The organism is Pseudomonas sp. SA233, from assembly GCF_054792385.1.
Window position 1 is genome coordinate 1,760,734 of the sequence record NZ_CP096449.1, and the last position, 14,495, is coordinate 1,775,228.

General features: G+C 64.2%; 11 protein-coding genes. 5 read left to right on the top strand and 6 right to left on the bottom strand.

Annotation, left to right across the window (positions count from 1 at the left end; translation table 11 throughout):
* Positions 1–83 precede the first annotated feature (83 nt).
* Positions 84–650 carry an RNA polymerase sigma factor SigX gene (gene sigX, locus M1D87_RS08180; RefSeq protein WP_003248665.1) on the top strand — a complete coding sequence of 189 codons (567 nt, stop codon included), beginning with the start codon at positions 84–86 and terminating at the stop codon, positions 648–650.
* 111 nt (positions 651–761) lie between these two features.
* The gene (locus M1D87_RS08185; RefSeq protein ID WP_004376136.1) at positions 762–1,799 is read left to right on the top strand and encodes an OmpA family protein; all 1,038 of its coding nucleotides are present in this window, start codon (positions 762–764) and stop codon (positions 1,797–1,799) included.
* Positions 1,800–1,987: 188 nt separating this feature from the next.
* Here the strand turns inward: M1D87_RS08185 and cobA are convergent, their stop codons facing one another.
* From cobA to M1D87_RS08210, 5 genes are all read right to left on the bottom strand, one after another.
* Positions 1,988–2,728: a uroporphyrinogen-III C-methyltransferase gene (cobA, locus tag M1D87_RS08190; RefSeq protein ID WP_096009974.1), complete on the bottom strand. Its 741-nt coding sequence runs from the start codon at positions 2,726–2,728 to the stop codon at positions 1,988–1,990.
* Positions 2,729–2,755: 27 nt separating this feature from the next.
* Entirely contained in the window at positions 2,756–4,426 is a 1,671-nt protein-coding gene (locus M1D87_RS08195; RefSeq protein ID WP_039614901.1) for a bifunctional protein-serine/threonine kinase/phosphatase, read from the bottom strand.
* Between the two features lie 9 nt (positions 4,427–4,435).
* On the bottom strand, positions 4,436–5,647 hold the full coding sequence (locus M1D87_RS08200; RefSeq protein WP_013971672.1) for a nitrate/nitrite transporter: 1,212 nt from the start codon (positions 5,645–5,647) through the stop codon (positions 4,436–4,438).
* Positions 5,648–5,956: 309 nt separating this feature from the next.
* Entirely contained in the window at positions 5,957–6,532 is a 576-nt protein-coding gene (locus M1D87_RS08205; RefSeq protein WP_013971673.1) for an ANTAR domain-containing response regulator, read from the bottom strand.
* Positions 6,533–6,544: 12 nt separating this feature from the next.
* Positions 6,545–7,759, bottom strand: coding sequence for a CmpA/NrtA family ABC transporter substrate-binding protein (locus M1D87_RS08210; RefSeq protein WP_039614903.1), 1,215 nt, complete (start codon positions 7,757–7,759; stop codon positions 6,545–6,547).
* Positions 7,760–7,903: 144 nt separating this feature from the next.
* Between M1D87_RS08210 and M1D87_RS08215 the strand changes: the two genes are divergently transcribed.
* The gene (locus tag M1D87_RS08215) at positions 7,904–8,929 is read left to right on the top strand and encodes a quinone-dependent dihydroorotate dehydrogenase (RefSeq protein ID WP_061552295.1); all 1,026 of its coding nucleotides are present in this window, start codon (positions 7,904–7,906) and stop codon (positions 8,927–8,929) included.
* A 94-nt stretch (positions 8,930–9,023) separates the two neighbouring features.
* On the opposite strand, the gene rmf is transcribed toward M1D87_RS08215, so the two are convergent.
* Complete coding sequence (gene rmf, locus M1D87_RS08220; RefSeq protein ID WP_003248687.1) at positions 9,024–9,239, bottom strand: ribosome modulation factor; 216 nt, start codon at positions 9,237–9,239, stop codon at positions 9,024–9,026.
* Between the two features lie 561 nt (positions 9,240–9,800).
* On the opposite strand from rmf, the gene rlmKL reads away from it, so the two are divergent.
* Positions 9,801–11,993, top strand: coding sequence for a bifunctional 23S rRNA (guanine(2069)-N(7))-methyltransferase RlmK/23S rRNA (guanine(2445)-N(2))-methyltransferase RlmL (gene rlmKL / locus M1D87_RS08225; RefSeq protein ID WP_409279840.1), 2,193 nt, complete (start codon positions 9,801–9,803; stop codon positions 11,991–11,993).
* A gap of 94 nt (positions 11,994–12,087) precedes the next feature.
* Positions 12,088–14,478 carry a sensor domain-containing diguanylate cyclase gene (locus M1D87_RS08230; protein WP_123084835.1) on the top strand — a complete coding sequence of 797 codons (2,391 nt, stop codon included), beginning with the start codon at positions 12,088–12,090 and terminating at the stop codon, positions 14,476–14,478.
* Positions 14,479–14,495: the final 17 nt, after the last annotated feature.

Genomic DNA, 14,495 nt, shown 5'->3' on the forward strand with positions numbered 1-14,495 from the left:
CGAAAATCGACCCACGGGGTCGCGCGGCGACATTGACCTGACTGTCGGCCAGATCCGTTTTGAATAAAGTTCATTCGCCGCCCATGCGTTATGACCCCCGCGAGCTCACCGACGAAGAGTTGGTGGCGCGTTCGCATGAAGAGCTGTATCACGTTACCCGCGCCTATGAGGAGCTCATGCGGCGCTACCAACGGACCCTGTTCAACGTCTGTGCACGTTATCTGGGGAACGACCGTGACGCGGACGATGTCTGTCAGGAAGTCATGTTGAAAGTGCTGTACGGGCTGAAGAACTTCGAGGGTAAGTCCAAGTTCAAGACCTGGCTCTACAGCATCACCTACAACGAATGCATTACCCAGTACCGCAAGGAGCGCCGTAAACGTCGGTTGATGGATGCCTTGAGTCTGGACCCTGTCGAAGAGGCGTCCGAAGACAAGGCTCCGAAGCCGGAAGAAAAAGGCGGGCTGGACAAATGGCTGGTGCATGTGAACCCGATTGACCGGGAAATCCTGGTGCTGCGTTTTGTCGCAGAGCTGGAATTTCAGGAAATTGCCGACATCATGCACATGGGCCTGAGCGCGACAAAAATGCGCTACAAGCGCGCGCTAGACAAGCTTCGGGAGAAATTTGCCGGCCTCGATGAAACTTAGTGGCGTGCAAATATCTCTAACGAACCGGCGAGTTCTGCTAGACTTGCCGTCGAGTTGTCCCCCTTGTTTGTGGTGGGACTGCTTAACTATCACCAGATGGGGATTTAACGGATGAAATTGAAAAACACCTTGGGCTTGGCCATTGGCTCGCTCGTCGCTGCTACTTCGTTCGGCGTTCTGGCTCAAGGCCAAGGCGCTGTGGAGATCGAAGGCAACGTTACCAAGCAGTACTACGACAGCGAACGTAACTTCAAGAACGACGGCACCAATCCTGGTGTTCGCCTGGGCTACTTCCTGACCGACGACGTTTCCCTGGACCTCGGCTACAACGAGACCCACAACGCTCGTGGTGAAGTCTTCAACAAAGACATCAAAGGTTCCAAGGCCAAGCTCGACGCTACCTACCACTTCGGTACCGTTGGCGACGCTCTGCGTCCGTACGTTTCCGCCGGTTTCGCTCACGAGAGCCTGGGCCAGGCCACTCGTAGCGGCCGCGACCACTCCACCTTCGCCAACGTTGGCGCTGGCGCCAAGTGGTACATCACCGACATGTTCTTCGCCCGTGCTGGCGTAGAAGCCATGTACAACATCGACAACGGCAACACCGAGTGGGGCCCGACCGTTGGTGTTGGTCTGAACTTCGGCGGTAGCCCGAAGCAAGCTGAAGTCGCTCCGGCCCCAGTTGCCGAAGTGTGCTCCGACTCCGACAACGACGGCGTTTGCGACAACGTCGACAAGTGCCCTGACACCCCGGCCAACGTTACCGTTGACGCTGATGGCTGCCCGGCTGTTGCCGAAGTCGTTCGCGTTGAGCTGGACGTCAAGTTCGACTTCGACAAGTCGGTCGTCAAGCCAAACAGCTACGGCGACATCAAGAACCTGGCTGACTTCATGAAGCAGTACCCACAGACCACCACCACCGTGGAAGGTCACACTGACTCGGTCGGCCCAGACGCTTACAACCAGAAGCTGTCCGAGCGTCGTGCCAACGCTGTCAAGCAGGTCCTGACCCAGCAGTACGGCGTAGAATCCAGCCGTGTTGATTCGGTTGGCTACGGCGAAACCCGTCCGGTTGCCGACAACGCCACCGAAGAAGGCCGCGCTGTCAACCGTCGCGTTGAAGCTCAGGTAGAAGCCCAGGCCAAGTAATTGGTTTGAAGCTCATGAAAAACCCGGCCTCGGCCGGGTTTTTCTTTGCCTGGGATTTATCCGGTCTCAAAGCCTGCACAATGCCTGTAGGAGCAGCCTTGCGCTGCGAAGAGGCCATTACAGCAACAGAATACCATTGCCCTTACCGGCCTCTTCGCAGCGCAAGGCTGCTCCTACAGGGATGGCGTTCAGCCCGCGACTGCGATCAGCCCCAGGGCCTGCTGTTCCCCAACCACCTCCCCAATCACCAAAATCGCCGGGCTACGCAAGCCAAACCCCCGCGCATCCTCGACCATCCCCCGCACATCGCTCCTGCACTCCCGCTGCTGCGGCAACGAGGCATTCTCGATCATCGCCACCGGCGTCGCCGGTGCCATGCCCCCGTCCAGTAACCCTTGGCGCACCTGCTCCAGCCTGGCCACGCCCATGTACACCACCAGCGTCGTCCCGCCCTGGGCCAAGGCCGCCCAGTTAAGTTCGCTGTCGTCCTGGGTATGGGCCGTGACCAGCGTCACGCCCCGGCTCACACCCCGTGAGGTCAGGGAAATCCCGCATTGCGTGGCGCCAGCCAGGCCGGCGGTGATGCCGTTGACCACTTCCACCTCGATACCATGCCCCTGCAACCACAGCGCCTCTTCACCGCCGCGGCCGAAGATGCACGGGTCGCCGCCCTTGAGCCGGACCACGCAGCGCCCTTGCCGCGCATGGCGCAGCATCAGGCGCTGGATGAACGCCTGCGGCGTGGAGCGGCAGCCGCCGCGCTTGCCCACGGCAATCACACGGGCCTGTGGGCAGTGCTCCAGCACCGCCGGGTTGACCAGGTCGTCGATCATCACCACAGCGGCTTGCCGCAAGGCGCGTACAGCCTTGAGGGTGAGCAGCTCCGGATCACCAGGACCAGCACCAACCAGCCAGACTTTCGCATTCATCAGGGTTTCCTCATCGGCAAGGTGCGTTCAGCCCTTGAGCAGGGTGAGCAGCAAAATCAGGTTGAACAGCAAGGACAGCAGGGCCAGGGTGCGCCAGACCTTCAACGGTTCGCGCTCCAGCAACGGCCGTGGCCGGGTGGGCAGCTCCTGGCGGTCGCCACGTTCGAGCAGCAGTAGCCAGTGTTCGGCGGTTTCGAAGCGCTGCGCCGGGTCGGCTGCCAGTGCCTGCTGCAGGTTGTGCTGCAGCCATTCCGGCAGGTCAGGGCGGTAGCGCGCGGCGTTGACCGGCTGGCCGAAGCGTGGGCGCTGGAAGGCCTCCACCTCGCCGTAGGGGTAATGCCCGGTCAGCAGGTGATACAACGTCACACCCACGGCATACAGGTCCTGGCGTGGGCTGGGCGGTTGGCCGTCGAACGCTTCCGGGGCAATGTATGACGGTGTGCCCGGCAACTCGTGCAGCGGGTCTTCGGACAAGCCCGGGCAGTAGGCCAGGCCGAAGTCCAGCAGGCGCAGCTGCCCATCGCTGCCCAGGTGCAGGTTCTCTGGCTTGATGTCGCGGTGCAGCAGGTTGCGCCGGTGCAATACGCCGACCGCCTGCAGCAGTTGCCGGGCCAGCTCCAGCCACTGCGGCATGGGCAGCGGGCCATGCTCGGCCAGCAGCGCCGCCAGGCTCTGGCCGGGGTATTCGCGCATCACGTAGTACAGGTGCTGGCGCTGGCTGGCGGTGTGCAGCTCGGGAAAGTGCCGGCCAGCGACCCGGCGCAGGAACCATTCCTCCAGCAACAGCCCTTGCGCCGCGCCGGGCTCCTGCTCGCGCGCGGGTGGCAGTGTCTTCAGCAGCCAGGCTCGGCCCTGACTATCGCGCACCCGGTACAGCAGCGACTGGCGGCTTTGCGAAAGCAGCTTTTCGGCTTGCCAGCCATCGATTACCTGGCCTTCACGCAATGGGCCGGGCACCGGCCATTGCTGCAGTTGCGCCAGGGTGTCGCCCAGGTTGGCAGTGCCCAATTGCTCGACCTGCACCAGCAAGGCACTGGCGTTGTCCTGGCTACCGTTCAGGTGCGCGCTGGCGACCAGGGTATCGACGGCCAGTTGCAGGTCGGGTTGCTCGCGCAGCACCGCCTGGATGTGCTGGTCGCCCAGGCTGGCCCATACGCCATCGCTCAACAACAGGAAACTCTCGCCCGGCTGCAGCTCACCTTCCAGATAATCCACCAGCAGGTGCTGGTCCAGGCCCAGCGCGCGCTTCAGCACATGCTGCATGCCGGGCTGGTCCCATACATGGTCTTCGCTCAGGCATTGCAGGCGCCCGGCGTGCCAGCGGTACACGCGACAGTCACCCACGTGGGCCAGGGTAAAGCGTCGGCCGCGCAGCACCAGCGCGCTGAGGGTGGTCAGCAGTGGCTGGCCACTGCCTTGGGCGCGCAGCCAGCGGTTTTGCGCCAGCAGCAGGCGGTCCAGTGCCTGGGCCACGCTCCAGGTCGCGGGGGTGGCGTAATAGTCCAGGGCCAGCGCCTGCAGGCTGGCACGGGCTGCCAGGCCGCCATCGGCACATTGGCTGACGCCGTCGGCGAGGGCGAACAGGTAGCCTTTGCTGGCGGCCAGCTCCGGCGCCGGGGTAACCAGGCGCAGGGCGTCCTGGTTTTCCTCGCGCGGCCCGGTGGCGCTGGCCTGGGCAAAGTTCAGTTGCAGGCTCATGGCTGTGCCTCAGACCCGTGCCGCGGTAACCGCAGCCGAGCCCCAGGTGGTGCGCCAGCGCTGTTTCACGCCGTGCAGGCCGAACCAGGCCAGCAAGCCCAGGCTGGCGAACAGCCACAGCCCCAGCTGGTAGTCACCGGTGTGCTGCTTGATGGTGCCAAGCCCGGCGGCCAGCAGGAAGCCCCCGATGCCGCCGGCCATGCCGATCAGCCCGGTCATCACGCCGATCTCCTGGCGGAAGCGTTGCGGTACCAGTTGGAACACCGCGCCATTGCCGGCTCCCAGGCCGAGCATGGCGCTGACGAACAGGGCCAGTGCGGCGGCGGCGCTAGGCAGGTTGAAGCCGACTGCGGCGATGCAGATGGCCGCCACGCTATACATGCCCAGCAGGGTGCGGATGCCGCCGAAGCGGTCAGCCAAGGCGCCGCCAAGTGGGCGCATCAGGCTGCCGGCGAACACGCAGGCAGCGGTGTAGTAGCCAGCGGTGACCGGGCTCAGGCCATACTGGTCACTGAAATAGCCGGGCAGGGCGCTGGCCAGGCCGATGAAGCCGCCGAAGGTGACGCTGTAGAAGAACATGAACCACCAGCTGTCACGGTCGCCCAGGGCCTTGAGGTAATCGGCCATGGCTTTTGGCTTGGGCCGCTGCGGAGCATTGCGTGCCAGCAGGGCGAACACCAACAGCGCCAGCGACAGCGGGATCAGTGCGAAGCCGAACACGTTGTTCCAGCCAAAGCCCGCAGCCAGCGCGGGGGCCAGCAGGGCGGCGAACACTGTGCCGGAGTTGCCGGCACCTGCAATGCCCATGGCTTTGCCTTGGTGCTGTGGCGGGTACCATTGCGAGGCCAGCGGCAGTGACACAGCGAACGAAGCGCCGGCAAAGCCGAGGAACACGCCCAGCAGCAGCGCTTGTTCATAGCTGTGCACGCCCAGGTGCCAGGCAGCGGCGAGGGCGACGATGACCACCACTTGGCCGATCAGCCCCGCGGTCTTGGGTGACAGGCGGTCAACCAGCACGCCCATGGCGAAGCGCAGGATCGCCCCGGCCAGGATCGGCGTGGCCACCATCAGGCCCCGTTGTTGTGCACTCAGCTGCAGATCGGCGGCAATCTGCACCGCCAATGGGCCAAGCAGGTACCAGACCATGAAGCTGAGGTCGAAGTACAGGAACGCGGCGAACAGCGTGGGCACATGCCCGGATTTCCAGAAGCTGGTACTCATCGAACACCTCACTCGGCAATGCAACGGAACGAAAAAGACGCCGCTACCCGCTCCACGTGCGTGGAGGGGAGAGCGACGTCTTTGTCGGGGATTAAGTGGGGCAACCGCCGTTGGCTACCGGTGATATTTGTTCAGCAAGAGATGGGCCAACTCTGAGAAGTTGCAGTCCCCTTGTAGGAGCGGCCTTGTGTCGCGATGGGCTGCGCAGCAGCCCCAGGATCTCAGCTTCGCGGCAGAGATTACCGGGGCTGCTGCGCAGCCCATCGCGACACAAGGCCGCTCCTACAGGGGACCGCGTGAAGCAGGTTGCTAGCCCAGCATCTCGTGCATGGCAATGATCTGCTCGGCCACCTGGATCAGCTTCTGCTGCCGGCTCATGGCCTGGCGGCGCATCAGGGTGTAGGCCTGTTCTTCGTTACAGTCCTTCATCTTCATCAGCAAACCCTTGGCCTGCTCGATGCGCTTGCGTTCAGCCAGTTGCTGGTCCCGTGCGAGCAGCTGCGCCTTCAGCGCCTGGTCACTTTCGAAGCGGGCCATGGCCACATCCAGGATCGGTTGCAGCCGCGCGGCATGAATGCCTTCGACGATGTAGGCGCTGACCCCTGCCTGGATCGCCTGGCGCATCACCCCGGGATCATGCTCGTCGGTGAACAGCACGATTGGCCGTGGCTGGTCACGGCTGACCAGGACCACCTGTTCCATCACATCGCGGTCCGGTGAGTCGGTATCGATAAGCACCACGTCCGGTCGCACCGTTTCGACGCAGGCGGGCAGGTCGATGGTCAGGCCTGGGGCTTCGATGACCTCGAAGCCGGCCTCGCTCAAGGCCGCCTTGAGGCGGCCGAGTTTGCTCTGGGTGTCGTCGATCAGCAGGATGCGCAACATGAATGGTCCCCCTCACGCGCCGACACGGGCATCGGGCAGGTCGCCCAGGGCATGCAGGCTGAAGCTGCGGGCATAGCCGTAGGGGTCGCTGCCGTCCCAGCGGCTGCCATCGATCAGCAGGCTGCTGCGCATCGGCTGCTCGGGGCAGGCCACGCCTAGGCTTTGGGCCGCCTCGCCATACAGTGCCAGCTGCTGGACCTGGCGGGCCACGCCGAGGTAGTCGGGGTCATCGCGCAGCAAGCCCCAGCGGCGGAACTGGGTCATGAACCACATGCCGTCGGACAGGTACGGCAGGTTGGCCCGGCCGTGATCGTGCAGGCGCAGGGCGTGCGGGTCTTGCCAGTGGTTGCCCAGGCCATCGTGGTAGCTGCCGAGCAGTCGCGGCTCGATACTTGCCAGCGGAGTGTCCAGGTAGGCGCTGCTGCTGAGCAGTTGCGCGGTGCTGCGGCGGTTTTCCGGGCTTTGCTCGATGAAGCGGCTGGCGGCGAGTACCGCCTTGATCAGCGCGCGGGCGCTGTTGGGGTATTGCTCGGCAAAGGCGCGGGCGCAGGCCAGGACCTTTTCCGGGTGGTCCGGCCAGATCGACTGGCTGGTGGCCAGGGTGAAGCCCTGGCCCGTGGCCACTGCATCGGCAGCCCAGGGTTCGCCCACGCAGAAACCGTCGATGCGCCCGGCCTGGATATGCGCAGCCATTTGCGCCGGTGGTACCACCACGCTGTCGACGTCGCGCAATGGGTGGATGCCCTGGCTGGCCAGCCAGTAATACAGCCACATGGCGTGGGTACCGGTGGGGAAGGTTTGGGCGAAGGTGAGGCGTGCGCCATGCTGGTGCACCAGGCGCGCCAGTGCTTCAGGGTTGGTCACGCCTTTGCGCTGCAGGGCCGGGGACAGGTTTATGGCCTGGGCGTTCTGGTTCAGCCCCATGAGCACGGCCATGGCGCTGGCCGGTACACCGCCGATGCCCAGGTGCACGGCGTACACCAGGCCATACAGGCAGTGCGCCGCATCCAGTTCGCCGCTGACCAGCTTGTCGCGCAGCCCGGCCCAGGAGCCTTGGCGCTTGAGGTTGAGGGTAAGGCCGTGCTGCTGGGCGAAGCCCTGGGTGGCGGCGACTACCACCGAGGCGCAGTCGGTCAGGGCCATGTAGCCGATGTTCAGGCTGGGCTTTTCCGGCGCGTCGCTGCCGTTGACCCAGGCCAGGGGCGTTGCTCGGGGTGCAGTGTTCACAAGGGTCCTCGCCCGTACTGATAAGGCTGTGGGCTTTTCCGGTGCAACCGATGTGCCATCTGACAGCAGCCCCACGATTTGCTGTCATGCCGGCCCCACGCTGGCTATAATCGCCCCCTCATTCACCCCGAGCCTTGCCCGCCCATGTATACCCTGGCCCGCCAGCTGCTGTTCAAGCTTTCCCCGGAAACCTCCCATGACCTGTCCCTGGACCTGATCGGTGCCGGTGGCCGTCTCGGCCTCAACGGCATGCTGTGCAAGCAGCCGGCGGCTTTGCCGGTTACGGTCATGGGCTTGAACTTCGCCAACCCGGTGGGCCTGGCGGCCGGCCTGGACAAGAACGGTGCGGCCATCGACGGTTTCGCCCAGCTGGGCTTCGGCTTCGTCGAAATCGGCACCGTCACCCCGCGCCCGCAGCCGGGCAACCCCAAGCCACGGCTGTTCCGCCTGCCGGAGGCAACGGCCATCATCAACCGCATGGGCTTCAACAACCTGGGCGTTGATCACCTGCTCGGCCGGGTACGGGCTGCGCGTTACAACGGTGTGCTGGGCATCAACATCGGCAAGAATTTCGACACCCCGGTGGAGCGTGCCGTCGATGACTACCTGATCTGCCTGGACAAGGTGTACACCGAGGCCAGTTACATCACGGTCAACGTCAGTTCGCCCAACACCCCGGGCCTGCGCAGCCTGCAGTTCGGCGATTCGCTCAAGCAGCTGCTCGATGCCCTGGCCGTGCGCCGCGAGCAACTGGCCGGCACGCATGGCAAGCGCGTACCTCTGGCAATCAAGATTGCCCCGGACATGAGCGACGAAGAAACCGCCCTGGTGGCCGCCGCGCTGATGGAGTCGGGCATGGATGCGGTGATCGCCACCAACACCACGCTGGGGCGTGAAGGTGTCGAAGGCCTGCCGTACGGTGACGAGGCGGGTGGCCTGTCGGGTGCGCCGGTGCTGGAAAAGAGCACCCATATCGTCAAGGTGCTGGCGGGCGAGCTGGGCGGCAAGCTGCCGATCATTGCCGCTGGCGGCATTACCGAAGGCCGCCATGCCGCCGAGAAGATCGCTGCCGGGGCGAGCCTGGTGCAGATCTACTCCGGCTTCATCTATAAAGGGCCGGCGCTGATTCGCGAGGCGGTGGACGCTATCGCGGCAATGCCACGGGTTTGATCGGCAATAAAAAAGGGCCCCATCAAGGGGCCCCTGGGCCTTCGCCCGCCGCCCGGATAGGGCGTGCATGGTGAATCGAATTCAGTGTCCTCGTTCAGCCAACGGCGTGATTTTCGTTGAGTCTATGGATGCCAGCGGTGCCAGTCATTCCGTCCCAGTTATCACCGCGACCTTCACGCCAGCCGTTGATCCAGGCTTGGCGAACAGAAGGAAGATTGAAGGGGCAAAGTTCGCGGGATTTGCCGGTGACCCCGTATTGGTAGCCACGTGAATATGCTCTTTCCAACGGATCACGCTTAAGTCTTCTCATAGGGTGTTGCCCTCACTTGTTGACTGTAATGTCCCGTCGGCCTCTCCGAGGCCGGGCAGAGTCTTTCTGCCGGTGTGCGCTCGCTGCCGGCGTGGCGAGCTGAAAGTGCCACCTCGTTGCGAAGCGGCCTGAGACCAGTTCTATCGAATGCGAGTCACGGTGTGAATGATCGATTTGTCATAAGCACGTAACCTTTCCAAGGGTGAGGGGATAAGTAAATAAATGCGACTCAACCTTGTTTAGCGTTGAGCCCGCTATGATCAGGGTTTGCCGATCATTGACGTCATTTCGCCAGCGTTGCTTGCGGATGACAGAAATAATTTGAAATGCGACGAAGGGTCATATCGGCCCTGGTATCGCAAGAATTTTTCATACTGCCTGATGATCTAAGCTGTCTTTGCCACTGGGCCAAGCACAGATCGGTCAGGCGGCCCGGCCTTTCATTGCACGTTCGCGTGCCGGGAAGGGCCACCCGCACGTCTGCTGGAAAGGAGTGCGGGCAAACATCGCGGGGCGATGCGTCGCCCCGTCAGTCAAATAGCCCAAGGCGCTGGATTACTCATGTCGGACCGTTTCGAACTTTACCTCACCTGCCCCAAAGGCCTGGAAGGCCTGCTTGCCGAAGAGGCGCGGAGCCTCGGCCTGGATGATGTGCGCGAGCACACTTCGGCCATTCGCGGCGCCGCCGACATCGAAACCGCCTACCGCCTGTGCCTTTGGTCACGCTTGGCCAACCGGGTGCTGCTGGTACTCAAGCGCTTCTCCATGAAGAACGCCGACGACCTCTACGACGGCGTGCACGCGGTCGACTGGGCCGATCACCTGGCAGCCGACGGCACCCTGGCAGTTGAGTTCAGCGGCCATGGCTCGGGCATCGACAACACCCACTTCGGTGCGTTGAAGGTCAAGGACGCGATCGTCGACAAGCTGCGCAACCGTGAAGGCCTGCGCCCGTCGGTGGAAAAGATCGACCCTGATGTGCGCGTGCACCTGCGCCTGGACCGTGGCGAAGCCATTCTCTCGCTCGACCTTTCCGGGCACAGCCTGCACCAGCGTGGCTACCGCCTGCAGCAAGGCGCCGCGCCGCTGAAGGAAAACCTGGCGGCGGCGGTACTCATCCGCGCCGGCTGGCCGCGCATTGCTGCCGAAGGTGGCGCGCTGGCCGACCCCATGTGCGGTGTGGGTACCTTCCTGGTCGAAGCGGCGATGATCGCCGCCGATATCGCGCCCAACCTCAAGCGTGAGCGCTGGGGCTTCAGTGCCTGGCTCGGCCACGTACCGGCATTGTGGCGCAAGGTGCATGACGAGGCGCAGGCGCGGGCACAGGCCGGCCTGGCCAAGCCACCACTGTGGATCCGTGGCTACGAGGCCGACCCTCGGTTGATCCAGCCAGGCCGCAACAACGTCGAGCGTGCCGGCCTGGGCGACTGGGTGAAGATCTACCAGGGCGAAGTCAGCACCTTCGAGCCGCGCCCGGACCAGAACCAGAAAGGCCTGGTCATCAGCAACCCGCCTTATGGCGAGCGCCTGGGTGACGAAGCCAGCCTGCTGTACCTCTACCAGAACCTCGGCGAGCGCCTGCGCCAGGCCTGCATGGGCTGGGAGGCGGCGGTATTCACTGGCGCGCCGCAGCTGGGCAAGCGCATGGGCATTCGCAGCCACAAGCAGTACGCGTTCTGGAACGGCGCCTTGCCGTGCAAGCTGCTGCTGTTCAAGGTGCAGCCCGACCAGTTCGTTACCGGCGAGCGCCGCGAAGCGCAGCCTGAAGGCGCGGAAACCCGCCAGCAGGCAGCACCGGCCAGCGAGCCGGCGCGCCTGTCGGAAGGGGCGCAGATGTTCGCCAACCGCCTGCAGAAAAACCTCAAGCAACTGGGCAAGTGGGCCCGCCGCGAGCAGGTCGATTGCTACCGCCTGTACGATGCCGACATGCCCGAATATGCCCTGGCGGTCGACCTGTACCAGGATTGGGTGCACGTGCAGGAATACGCCGCGCCACGTTCGGTCGACCCGGACAAGGCCCAGGCACGCCTGCTCGACGCGCTGGCAGCCATCCCGCAGGCCCTGGGCATTTCGCCGCAGCGTGTGGTGCTCAAGCGTCGCGAGCGGCAGAGCGGCACGCGCCAGTACGAGCGCCAGGCGACCGAAGGCCGCTTCCAGGAAGTGAACGAAGGCGGCGTAAAGCTGCTGGTCAACCTCACCGACTACCTCGACACGGGCCTGTTCCTGGACCATCGCCCGATGCGCATGCGCATCCAGCGCGAAGCAGCCGGCAAGCGCTTCCTCAACCTGTTCTGCTACACCGCCACGGCCACCGTGCATGCGGCCAAGGGCGGCGCGCGCAGCACCACCAGCGTCGACCTGTCGAAAACCTACCTGGACTGGGCGCGACGCAACCTAGCGCTCAATGGCTTCTCCGAGCGCAACCGCCTGGAGCAAGGCGATGTGATGGCCTGGCTGGAAGGCAACCGCGACAGCTATGACCTGATCTTCATCGACCCGCCGACCTTCTCCAACTCCAAGCGCATGGAAGGCGTGTTCGATGTGCAGCGTGACCACGTGCAACTGCTGGACCTGGCCATGGCCCGCCTGGCGCCGGGTGGCGTGCTGTATTTCTCCAACAACTTCCGCAAGTTCCAGTTGGACGAGCACCTGATGGCGCGTTATGCGGTGGAGGAGATCACGGCCCAGACCCTGGACCCGGACTTCGCGCGCAATAACCGTATCCATCGCGCCTGGCGTCTGCAGCTTCGTTGAGGCGACGAGGTACATTGCGCGGCTAATGGCCAATAGCTATAACTGAGGGCAGGGCAAGATAATCCGCAGGACGCTGACGTGACGAGATGGGTGTATGTCAAAGGGTGGCGTGCGTGCGCGGTTGCTTGGCCTGTGCACTGAGGCAATGTCCGCCTGGGCGGTGGCCCTGGTCGCCCTGGTCGTGGGTGGCCTGTTGACGGCCGTCCTGGCGTTAGCCACGCAAACCTTCTACAAGCAGCAACTGCGCCAGCGCTTCGAGCTGCTGGCCAGCGAGCGTTTCAGCCGGATCGCCGAGCGGTTTGACGAACAGCAGCAGCGCCTGGACGGGCTGCGGCGGTTTTTCAGCTTTTCCAACGAAATCACCCCACACGAGTTCGACGGCTACGCCCGGCCATTGCTGCAGCGGACCCTGGCCTACGCCTGGGCGCCGCGTGTCGAGGCCGCGCAACGCGCCGAGTTCGAGCGCCAGGCCAGTGTGCATTTCGGCCCGGGCTATGTGATCCGCGACCAGGATGAACAAGGCCAGTGGCACCCATCCCCCCAGCGCGACCATTACTTCCCGGTACTCTATACCCAGTCGGGTGAATTGCCCGGGCTGCCCCATGGTCTGGACCTCGCCGGCCAGGAAGTGCCCTTGGCGGCACTGGCGCGGGCGCTGGGGCCCGGCAGCATGGCGGTGTCCGAGCCACTACCCATGTTCGATACCAGCTCGGATGCGCGTGGCCTGCTGATGGTGGCGCCAGTGTTTTCCGATGCCAACCCCCGCGGCGCGGCAATGGGCTATGTGATGGCCCTGCTGAGCATGCGGGAACTGGTCAGTGACGGGCGCCCGGTTACGGCAGACGATAACCTGGTGGTGCGTATCGTCGACCCCACCGGGCTGCATGGCCCCGAGGTGATGTTCGATTCGCAGAACCCGGTTGCACCTCTGCCGCTGGCCATCAACCAGTTGTTGCACCTGGCTGACCACCACTTCCAGCTGAGTATCCGGCCGAGCCTGGCCTTCGTGCGCGCCAACCGCTCCTCCGCGGTGCTGGCGGTAAGCCTGCTGGGCGGCTTGTTGAGCCTGCTGCTCAGTGTGTTGCTCTACAGCCTGTTCAGCCAGCGCCAGCGCGCCTTGGCCCTGGTAGAGCAGCGTACCGCCGAGCTGCGGGTCAGCGAGCAGTCACTGCGTGGTACCCACAACCAGCTGCGCAGCGTGCTGGATGCCGCAACCCAGGTGGCGATCATCGCCACCAACCTCAAGGGCGTAGTCAGCACCTTCAACGCCGGTGCCGAGCGCATGCTCGGTTACCCGGCCTGCGAGGCGATCGGCAAGCTGCGCCTGGAGGACCTGGTGTTGCCCGAGGAGTTGAGCCTGCGTGCCCATGCCTTGAGCCTGCGTTTCGGCCGGCCGATTGCAGGTGGCCAGGCCATGTTTGCCGAAACGGTGCAGGAGCATGGAGCCGAGCCGGGGGAGTGGACCTTGTTGCGCGCCGATGGCAGCCAACTGGTGGCCAACATGCTGGTCACCGCCATGCTCGATGAACAGGGGTTATGGATCGGTTACCTGGCGATCTGCATCGATGTCACTGAACGGCGTCGGGTGCATGAGGCGCTGGCGGCGCGTGACCGCCTTCTGGAAAAACTCAGTGCCGAGGTGCCGGGTGGCATCTACCAGTACCGCCTGGATGGCAACGGCCATTCCTGTTTTCCGTACGCCAGCAAGGGCCTGTACGACATCTACGAAGTCGATCTGCAGCAATTGCGCGAGGATGCCACGGCGGTGTTCGAGCGCATCCACCCGGATGACCTCGAGCGCGTGCGCCGCTCGGTGCGTTACTCGGCCGAACACCTGTCGCCCTGGCGTGAAGAATATCGCGTCTGCCTGCCGCGTGCCGGGCTGCGTTGGGTGCGTGGCGAGGCGACACCGGAGGTGGGCGAGCAGGGCTGCACGTTGTGGCATGGCTACCTGACCGATATCTCCGACCTCAAGGGTGTGGAGGAAGAGTTGCGCGCGCTGTCGGTGACCGATTCACTGACCGGCATCCATAATCGCCGTTACTTCCAGGAGCGGCTCAAGCTCGAGCTGGAACGGGCCCAGCGCGATGGCCAGGCACTGGCGGTCATCATGCTCGATATCGATCACTTCAAGCGCATCAACGACCATTTTGGCCACGCAGTCGGCGATCGCGTGCTGCGCAGCCTGTGCCTGCGTATCAGCCAGCGTTTGCGCCGTACCGATGTTTTCTGCCGGTTGGGCGGCGAGGAATTCATGGTGCTGTGCCCGGGCAGCGATGCCGAGCAGGCGCGGCTGCTGGCGCTGGAGCTGTGGCATGGGGTGCGCAATGTACCGGTGGAAGGCGTGGGCAGGGTGACCGCGAGTTTTGGTGTGGCGGGCTGGCGACCGGGGGAAGGGGCCGATGCCTTGCTGTTGCGGGCTGATGCAGGCGTGTATGCGGCCAAGCAGGCCGGGCGGGACCGGGTGGAGGGGGAGTTGGCCTGACAGCTTTCAGTTGCCAA

Coding starts and splice junctions, on each gene's coding strand:
- sigX (WP_003248665.1), top strand. CDS start 84: ATGCGTTATGACCCCCGCGAGCTCACCGACGAAGAGTTGGTGGCGCGT.
- M1D87_RS08185 (WP_004376136.1), top strand. CDS start 762: ATGAAATTGAAAAACACCTTGGGCTTGGCCATTGGCTCGCTCGTCGCT.
- cobA (WP_096009974.1), bottom strand. CDS start 2,728: ATGAATGCGAAAGTCTGGCTGGTTGGTGCTGGTCCTGGTGATCCGGAG.
- M1D87_RS08195 (WP_039614901.1), bottom strand. CDS start 4,426: ATGAGCCTGCAACTGAACTTTGCCCAGGCCAGCGCCACCGGGCCGCGC.
- M1D87_RS08200 (WP_013971672.1), bottom strand. CDS start 5,647: ATGAGTACCAGCTTCTGGAAATCCGGGCATGTGCCCACGCTGTTCGCC.
- M1D87_RS08205 (WP_013971673.1), bottom strand. CDS start 6,532: ATGTTGCGCATCCTGCTGATCGACGACACCCAGAGCAAACTCGGCCGC.
- M1D87_RS08215 (WP_061552295.1), top strand. CDS start 7,904: ATGTATACCCTGGCCCGCCAGCTGCTGTTCAAGCTTTCCCCGGAAACC.
- rmf (WP_003248687.1), bottom strand. CDS start 9,239: ATGAGAAGACTTAAGCGTGATCCGTTGGAAAGAGCATATTCACGTGGC.
- rlmKL (WP_409279840.1), top strand. CDS start 9,801: ATGTCGGACCGTTTCGAACTTTACCTCACCTGCCCCAAAGGCCTGGAA.
- M1D87_RS08230 (WP_123084835.1), top strand. CDS start 12,088: ATGTCAAAGGGTGGCGTGCGTGCGCGGTTGCTTGGCCTGTGCACTGAG.